Origin of the sequence: Deinococcus phoenicis, from assembly GCF_000599865.1 — a bacterium.
Taxonomy (GTDB): Bacteria; Deinococcota; Deinococci; order Deinococcales; family Deinococcaceae; genus Deinococcus; species Deinococcus phoenicis.
The window spans coordinates 1-1807 of record NZ_JHAC01000077.1; the positions used below are offsets into that span (position 1 = coordinate 1).

Genomic DNA, 1807 nt, shown 5'->3' on the forward strand with positions numbered 1-1807 from the left:
GATCAACTCGGACTGAAGGGCCGCATCGTGCTGCTGGTGTCCGCCCTGCTGGGGGCCATGCTGGGCGCAGTGCTGGCCGCTGGGGGCATCGCGGGGCTGGCGGCCCTGGGCCTGTTCCCCCGGCCCGTCTCCGGGGCCGTGCTGGGCCTGCTGGCCGGGCTGGTAGCGTCCGGGGGCAAGGCAGCAGTCACGGGGATTCAGGTCAACGGCGCGTGGGCGCGGGCGAAGGCGCAGGCGGAAGTGGGGCGGGCGGCAGATTCTGACAGTCTGCCCGCACCCCCAGCTCCTGCCGCCCCCGCCGATGACTGGCAGCCCGCCTCACTGGACGACCTCGCCCGCACGCGCACGGATTGGCCCGCTGTGGGGCTGGACCGCTGAGCAGTGCCGTTGCCGGTGTCCGGCTGGGAACACACAGTACCGACCAAGCAATAGCCCTTGCCCACCGCCCGCTTCTGTGCAACTATGAATTCCCCACTCTCGGACGTACGAAAGTGCGGCTGACAGCGATCCCCCCCCAGCAGATACGCTGGGGGGGGATCGCTGTCCCGCCGTCACTGCTTCTTCATCACCTGCTCGAACTGTCTCTCTGTCTCCCAGCCGAGCATCAGCCACCGCCCCAACGCACGGCTGCGCTCCTGCGTGCTCATGCCCTCCGTGGCGGCGCGGATGGCCTCGCCCACCTCACGCGGGAGGTAGATACTGGGACGCCACGGCTCGCCCTCTCCGGGTTTGCGCGGGGTGGGATTGGGGTTTGCCATGTTACGCGCTGATACCTTCCCAGACGTACTGCATGTGTGCCTGCGCCTCCTCCAGCGTCTTGAACGCGCTGACCGTCCCCCACGCCTGGGCATCCTCACAGGTGTAGATGGTTAGGTACGGCTCGCTGTTGCCTCGGGCCTCCAGATCACTGCTGTTGCGAATGATGCTGATGATGCCGCAGGCGTTGCCTTCCTGTTCCAACACCAGGCCGAGTTCTTCGGCGTCTTCGCGCAGGTAGGTGGCGAGGTTGTAGCCGAGTTCGATCTGGGCGGTGAAAGCGTGCGTGTTCGTCATGCCTAGAGGTTACTCCCTCTTTTGAAACCTGTCAAGTTTGAAAGAGGAAGAAAGCCCCGATAAGTTCTGCGCTCGGCCCAGCCCACCCTCTCCCCACCCCCGCGCCTGCTCTGGCCGAGGGTGCGCCTTTTGGAGGCCCTATGAACACCCACGCCATTTCCACCGCCCTGCAAGCCCGCATCGGCAACGTCCTGACCGTCTCTGGCCTGAAGGCCGCCGCCAAAGCCGCCGCGCAGCTCGCCAAAGACCTGCTGCCGGGGGCGACGGGAGTCGAAAAGGCCGCCTACGCCGAACGCTGGCTGCTGCTGGCGGTGGAGGAGTACGACAACAAAATCCCCGTGCTGGGGCGTTATCTCGATCTGCCGCTGGCCGACCGTCTGGAAGCCGCAGCGGTGCGGGCGGCGGTCGCTTGGGGGTACGCGGCCATCGAGTCCGGGGAGGCGGTGGCAGACCCCATCGACCCCGCCAGCCTGAGCGGCGGCACCATCGGCTCCCCGACCACGCCGGATGATTTCGGGCCGAGCATGGGGGACGTGCCCCCCGGGCGGCGCTGAAGTATCGGACAACTCGCGCCGTTTGCCCCTCTCCTGCCTGCCTTCGCGGTGGGTGGGGGAGGGGTTTTTTTGTTGCCCGCTTCACCCCGGCTTCATCTTATCTGCTGTCTATTGACAGATAACGCGAGGGGGAGTAAGCTCTTTTCAGGCAAGGGAGAGAGAGCCGACACCCGGAGACACCGGACGGAACCCGAAGCCTA

General features: G+C 66.6%; 4 protein-coding genes. 2 read left to right on the top strand and 2 right to left on the bottom strand.

All coding sequences use genetic code 11. The features are described from left to right. The coding region (locus DEIPH_RS20265; protein WP_034360503.1) for a hypothetical protein at positions 1–378 on the top strand (378 nt) is incomplete at its 5' end. Between the two features lie 173 nt (positions 379–551). Here the strand turns inward: DEIPH_RS20265 and DEIPH_RS16920 are convergent. Beyond that, a complete protein-coding gene (locus tag DEIPH_RS16920) occupies positions 552–758 on the bottom strand; it encodes a hypothetical protein (RefSeq protein ID WP_034360506.1) in 207 nt (68 codons plus the stop codon). Position 759: 1 nt separating this feature from the next. Next, entirely contained in the window at positions 760–1053 is a 294-nt protein-coding gene (locus DEIPH_RS16925) for a hypothetical protein (RefSeq protein ID WP_034360509.1), read from the bottom strand. 140 nt (positions 1054–1193) lie between these two features. Here DEIPH_RS16925 and DEIPH_RS16930 point away from each other — a divergent pair, with 140 nt between their 5' ends. Beyond that, on the top strand, positions 1194–1607 hold the full coding sequence (locus DEIPH_RS16930) for a hypothetical protein (RefSeq protein ID WP_034360512.1): 414 nt from the start codon (positions 1194–1196) through the stop codon (positions 1605–1607). Positions 1608–1807 lie beyond the last annotated feature (200 nt).